6 protein-coding genes and 1 pseudogene are annotated in these 6457 nt (G+C 62.5%); all 7 read left to right on the top strand.

Annotated features, from left to right (window positions below):
• Positions 1–291: pseudogene (locus tag JWR14_RS33325) on the top strand (hypothetical protein); the annotation flags it as partial.
• Positions 288–1250 (top strand): NADP-dependent oxidoreductase, encoded by a 963-nt coding sequence (locus JWR14_RS33320; RefSeq protein ID WP_299717961.1) that lies wholly within the window; start codon positions 288–290, stop codon positions 1248–1250. The pseudogene JWR14_RS33325 and the gene JWR14_RS33320, both read left to right, overlap by 4 nt.
• Positions 1251–1423: 173 nt before the next feature.
• The gene (locus JWR14_RS33315) at positions 1424–2146 is read left to right on the top strand and encodes an aldolase/citrate lyase family protein (protein ID WP_299717959.1); all 723 of its coding nucleotides are present in this window, start codon (positions 1424–1426) and stop codon (positions 2144–2146) included.
• Between the two features lie 7 nt (positions 2147–2153).
• Complete coding sequence (locus JWR14_RS33310) at positions 2154–3593, top strand: FAD-binding oxidoreductase (protein WP_299717956.1); 1440 nt, start codon at positions 2154–2156, stop codon at positions 3591–3593.
• Positions 3593–4612, top strand: coding sequence for an ABC transporter permease (locus JWR14_RS33305; RefSeq protein ID WP_299717954.1), 1020 nt, complete (start codon positions 3593–3595; stop codon positions 4610–4612). The genes JWR14_RS33310 and JWR14_RS33305 overlap by 1 nt, the downstream gene beginning before the upstream one ends.
• A gap of 11 nt (positions 4613–4623) precedes the next feature.
• On the top strand, positions 4624–5616 hold the full coding sequence (locus JWR14_RS33300; RefSeq protein WP_299717952.1) for an ABC transporter permease: 993 nt from the start codon (positions 4624–4626) through the stop codon (positions 5614–5616).
• 2 nt (positions 5617–5618) lie between these two features.
• Positions 5619–6457, top strand: an 839-nt coding sequence (locus tag JWR14_RS33295; RefSeq protein WP_299717950.1) for an ABC transporter ATP-binding protein, incomplete at its 3' end; no start/stop codon positions are given.

Below are 6457 nucleotides of genomic sequence, written 5' to 3'. Positions count from 1 at the left end.
ACGGGCGCTGAAACCTGGGTGCGAATTCATGCGGATCCGGTTGCTTTGACGATCGATTACGAAGTAGGCGGCAATGAAGACGGCCTGCGATTTCGCAATGCCGCACGCGTCTTCGATGGCCCGACGTTAGGGCATCCCGAAGGCACCGCCCTCGTTACGCTGTTCACATGGCGGCTCGCCACGCAATCCGACGACGCGTGGGCGCAAATCTGTTCGACGCACGAAACCGAGATGTTCCTGATCCGGGCGTTGCTTGAATCGGGCCGTGACTGCGACGCCGCGTCGGCATGAAAGCGATCCAGTATTCGCGATACGGATCACCCGATGTCCTCGAACTCGTCACGCTCGACGACCCCGTAGCTGGACCGAATGAAGTCCGTGTTCGCCTGAAGGCCGCGGGGGTATCGCCGATCGATGCAAAGCTGCGCTCCGGCGCGTTGCAGGCGCATTTCTCGTTGACGTTCCCGAAGATTCCGGGACGTGACGGCGTAGGTGTCATTGATCAAATCGGCGAGGGGGTGGTAGGGCTTTTCATAGGCGATGAAGTGTGCGTGGCGGCCGATCCGACACGCAGCGGAACCTACGCCGAAGCGATCGTTTGTGCATCGTCACGCGTGGTCAAGAAGCCGCCCAACCTCTCGACCTCACACGCCGCCGCATTGCTTCAGCCCGGTGTCAGCGCATGGATCTCGATGTGCCGGACCGCGATGCTCTCAGAAGGCATGAGCGTGCTGATTCACGGCGGCGCGGGCGCGGTCGGCTGCCAGATGATCCAGCTCGCGCGTCATCTCCGGCTCAACGTGACAACAACCTGCCGCGCGCAGAATATCGACTACGTGCTGGGCCTTGGCGCGCATCGGGCGGTGGCCTACGACTGCTATGACTATGGGGATGACTATCGGGATGACTTCAGCTTGCTGCGTCATATCGATGTCGTGTTCGACCTGATTGGTGGCGAGACACACGCGCGGTCATATCAGGTGCTGAAGGCGGGCGGTCAGCTCGTCTACCTGAGCGCAACGCCATTTGAAAACCAGGCCGAAAAATACGGCGTCAGCGTCACGCGCGCGATGATCTCGGACGCGCCGGAAGCGCTCCATGCCGTCGCACAGCTCGCCGGCGAAGGCGTGCTCATGCCCGGAGTGATGGCCACGCTTCCACTCGCCGCCGCAGCCGACGCACATCGCCAGTTTGAAGCGGGTCAGATCACCCGCGGCCGGATCGTGCTGAACATGGAGGACGGAAGTTGAAAACGCTTGACGCCCAATTTTGAACCCAATAATCTGAATTCAGAATTTCGTAAACGCAGTTTCAGGTCAGGCGAATGATCGAGCGTCGACCCGCGCGTTCCAACCCGCTTTGAAGAAGTCCTCGCCACTATACGATGCAAAAAATTCCCGATGTTCGCCCGGTGTCCCAGTCGATGCAATCAGCCTTCGCAGAAAAACGCGCGTTGTCGTGCGTGTGGTTTGCAATGGGCAGCACGCCGATCGTCGAGATCGGCATGACGGCCGGGCCAGATCTGATCGTGATTGACCGGCAGCATGGGCTGTGGGAACGCACCGCGCTCGAAGCGGTGATCGGTCAGGTGCGGTATCAGGTTCCGGTGATCGTGCGCGTGGGTGAGAACTCGGCTCAGGCGATTGCCGAAGCGCTGGACGCCGGCGCGGCGTCGGTACTGGTCCCGCTAATCGAATCCGCCGATGAAGCCCGCCGCGCCGTTTCCTTCGGCCGCTATCCGCCCTTCGGACAGCGCTCGGCAGGCGGCGTCAGGCCGTTGATTGCCGGCATCGCAGCAATGAAAACCGATGGCGAACGCATCTCGATTGGCGTCATGATCGAGACGGTTGCGGGCGTGGAGCAAGTCGAAGCGATCGCGGCCGTTGAAGGGCTGGGCTATCTGTTTATCGGCACCGGCGATCTGTCCTTGTCGCGGGGCGAAGTCGCGCCTGACGTGATCGAACAGGACTGCGCCCGCATTTTGCAAGCGGCCCGTGCCAACCATCTACCGTGCGGCATTTACACCGGTTCGACACAGGACGCGCTTGCTGCTCGCGCGCTCGGTTTTGATTTCGTGGTGGCTGCAAGCGACATCGACGTGGTGCGCGCCGGCTTCGAACAAGCCGTCGCAGCCCTTAAAGGCTGAGCCGATCATGACGTCATCTTCGAACAGCTTTGTCGAACGACTGGTGGCCGAACTGGGCGCCGACGTAGTGACGCCCGGCACCGATCTCGGCACGCGGCGGGTACGGGACTGGAGTGGCACGCCGGGCGCGGAACCCATCGCGTTGATCCGGCCGCGCTCGACGCAAGAGGTATCGCGGGCGCTCGCGTTTTGCCACGCCAACCAGCAAGCGGTCGTCACGCAGGGTGGTTTGACCGGCCTCGCGGGCGGCGCCAACCTGTTCGGCGGAGAAGTGGCGCTGAGCCTGGAACGGATGAGCGCGATTGAAGAAGTCGATACCGTCTCCGGCACGATCACCGTGCAGGCGGGCGCGGTGCTGCAACGCGTGCAGGAAGCCGCCGATGCTGCGGGCATGATGTTTCCGCTCGATCTCGGCGCGCGTGGCAGTTGCACGATTGGCGGCAACCTCGCGACCAACGCGGGTGGCAATCGCGTCATCAAATACGGCATGGCGCGTGATCATGTGCTGGGTCTGGAAACGGTTCTCGCCGACGGCACCGTGGTCAGTGATCTCCACAAGATGATCAAGAACAACAGCGGTTATGACCTGAAGAATCTGCTGATCGGCAGCGAAGGCACGCTAGGGGTTATCACGCGAGCGGTCATGCGGCTTGCGCCGAGGCCGGCGGGGATAGCGACGGCGTGGTGCGGACTGCCTGACTTCGCGGCCGTCACGCGTTTGCTGCAGCATGCCCGCGCGCGGATGTCGGGCGGCGTGTCGGCGTTCGAAGTGATGTGGCCGAGTTACTACGACTACGTGCTTGAGAACATCAAGACCGTGCGCGCGCCGCTCGACACTCCGCATGCGTTCTATGTGCTACTGGAAAGCATGGGTTCAGATGCGACAAGACAGGCCGAAGAGTTCGAAGCCATGCTTGGCGAGATGCTCGATGCCGGCGTGATCGAGAATGCCACGCTCGCCAGTTCCGCGGCCGATGCCACCCGTTTCTGGGCCGTCCGCGACGCGCCCGCTGAATTCCCGATTCTTCTGCCGGGTCTCATCGCCTTCGACATCAGCTTTGCGATTGCCGATATCGGCCAGGTTGCCGAGCAATGCGAAGCCATGCTGCATGCGCGCTGGCCCGATATGCGCACGCTGGTGTACGGCCATCTCGGCGACGGCAACCTGCACGTCATCGCACATCTGAAGAATGCGCCGCCCGATCTCCACGAACACGTCGATGCCGCAGTCTACGAACTCACGCGCGAATGGCATGGCGCGGTGTCCGCAGAACACGGAATAGGGGGGAAGAAGCGCGCGTATCTGGGCTACACCCGCGATGCCGGCGCGCTCGGTGCAATGCGTGCGATCAAGCGCGCCCTCGATCCCTCAAACCTGCTCAATCCCGGCAAGGTGCTTGTTGTTGACCCTGAGTCCGGTAAGTCGAGCCCCTCTGGAGCGCTGTGATGCTGCGGCTGATCTCTACCGTTCTCTCGCGCCGGCTGATTGCCGCGATCCCCACGCTGCTGATGCTATCGCTGATCGTGTTCGTCGTGCTGCGCCTCATCCCGGCCGACCCGCTCGCGATGATGCTGCCGCCCAACGCCACGCCCGCCGATGCCGCTTTATTGCGCCATCAGCTCGGCCTCGATAAACCCATCCCCAGCCAGTTCCTGATCTGGCTCGTGAATGCGCTGCACGGCAACCTGGGAGCATCGATTTCGTTCCAGCAACCGGTCGCCACGCTGATCGGCTCGACCCTGCCCGCCACGCTCGAACTCTGTCTCTCGGCGCTCGTCATCTCGCTGATCATCAGCGTGCCGGGCGGCGTATTTGCCTACGCCGTCACCGACCGGCGCGGCGAGTTGCCGGTCAGCTTCGCCGTGGTGCTGATGCAGTCCGTGCCGTCGTTCCTGTGGGCCTTGTTGCTGATCGCGCTGCTTGGCGTGTATGTACCTGTATTGCCGTTTTCCGGCCGCGTAGGCGATGGTATTCCGATGCCGCATTTAACCGGCTTCCTGCTGATCGACTTTTTGGTCAAGGGAGAATTCAGCGACTGGCTGAGCGCGGCGAGTCATCTCGTGCTGCCGTCGTTTGCGCTGGCGTTCGGCTTTGCGCCGCTCGTGATCCGCGTGCTGCGATCGAGCCTGCTGGATCAGCGTAACGAATCGTATGTAGGCGTGGCGCGGTTGCGCGGGGTCTCGGAGAGCCGGATCTTGTGGCGTCACATGCTGAAGAACGCGGCGTTGCCCGCGTTGACCATGATCGGCGTGCAGTTCGGTTTCCTGTTCGGCGGTGCGTTGCTCGTCGAGATGATTTTTTCGTTTCCGGGCGTGGGCAATCTGATGGTGCAGGCGGTGCGCAACAACGACCTGGTGTTGATTCAGGGCATCGCGATCGTGTTCTGCGCGCTGATGCTGGTGATCAACGCGATAGTCGACACGCTGTACGTGATCATGAATCCGCGCCTGCGCAAAACAGCCTGAGCACACACGACATGTCCACGACCCCGTTGAGTTCGAAGCACAGCTCGAAGCACAGTTCAAGGCACGATATGAAGGCTGACATGCTGCACGAATCCACTTCAGCCGATCCTTCGCCGGAAGCCGCCGCGCCGGTGGCGCCCGTGGTCGGCAAATCGGCGCGCGCGCGCCGCAGACCTGCCGTCAACCTGTGGCTCGGCGGCGCGATCGTGCTGGGCGTATTGTTCTGCGCCGTGTTTGCGCCGTGGCTCGCGCCGCATAACCCGCTCGACCAGGATCTGCTGCACATGTTGTCGCCGCCCGCGTGGATGGCCGGCGGCGACGCCGCATTTCCGCTCGGTACGGACAGCCTGGGCCGTGACGTGTTATCGCGCTTGTTATACGGCAGCCGTATCGCGCTGACGGTCGCGGTGATTGCCGCGTTCGGCGCGGGTATTGTCGGCAGCGTGCTGGCGATTCTCGCCGGCTATTTCGGTGGCTGGGTCGATCGCAGCATCAGTTATCTGGTGGACCTGTGGATGTCGTTTCCGCCGGTCGTGTTGTCACTCGTGCTGATGGTGAGTCTCGGCGTGGGTATTGAGAACGTGATCCTGTCGATCGTGCTGGTGGACTGGACGCGTTTTTGCCGCGTCGTCCGCTCCGAGGTGATGGTCGTGCGCCAGCGCGACTATGTGCTCGCCGCTCAACTCCTCAATTTCTCGCATCTGCGGATCATGCTGCGCGAAATATTGCCTGCTGCGCTGCCGCTGATGATCACGCTGTTCTCGCTCGAAATGGGCGTGGCGATCACGGTGGAGGCGCTGCTGAGTTTCATCGGCTTGAGCGTGCCGGCCAATGTGACCGCGTGGGGCGTGATGATCGCGGACGCACGCGTGACCATGCATGACTCATTGTCCGGGCTCTTGTTTCCGGTGCTTGCTATCGTGATTACGGTGCTTGGCTGCAACCTTCTTGGCGACGGCCTGCGTGTCGCGCTCGATCCCCGCATGCGCAGCAAGGGAGAATGATAATGGCGACACCAACCACTGAAACGGTGCTGCAACTGGATGGCGTGACGCTGACCGCGAAGCTGGGCGGCGTGCCCGTTGCGGCGCTGCGGGATTTGAAGCTATCGATAGGACGAGGTCGCGTGCTGGGTGTGGTCGGTGAATCGGGCGCGGGGAAAAGCATGCTGGCACGGTTGATTTCAGGCTTGCTGCCAAGCGGTTTCACGGTGACGAGCGGCAGCATGCACTTCGCCGGACAGGACATGCTTGCCATGTCGCAATCCAAACGCCGCGAACTTCTCGGCCGGAAAATTGCCTTCATCCCGCAGGAACCGCTGACCGCGCTGAACCCGCTATGGACCATCGCTGATACCTTCAACGAACATCTCGCGCGCATCGGCGTGCCGTCGAACGAACGCTGGGAAACGGCTCGCAAGGCGCTCGAATCGGTGCAACTGCCGGTGCCCGCGGACATGCTCAAGCGCTATCCGCATCAGCTCTCAGGCGGGCAATGCCAGCGCGTGCTGATTGCGATGGCCTTCGCGAGCAACCCGGCGCTGCTGATTGCCGACGAACCCACGACCGCGCTCGATGTTGTCACGCAAACCCGCGTGATGCGCATGCTCGCCGAACAGCAGCGCGTGCATTCGACCGCGGTGCTGCTGATCACGCACGATCTGCGGCTGGCGGCCCATGTCTGCGATGACGTTGCCGTGATGTATGCCGGCGATCTGGTGGAGTACGGCCCGGCCCGCGATGTCCTCGATGAACCGCGTCACCCCTACACGCGTGCGTTGAAATACGCGACGCCTGATCTCACCGGTCCGCGGCGCCGCTTGCCGGTACTCGCTCAGCAGATGCC

This window comes from Caballeronia sp. (assembly GCF_028292365.1).
Classification (GTDB): domain Bacteria; phylum Pseudomonadota; class Gammaproteobacteria; order Burkholderiales; family Burkholderiaceae; genus Caballeronia.
This window is presented reverse-complemented; position numbering and strand designations above follow the sequence as displayed.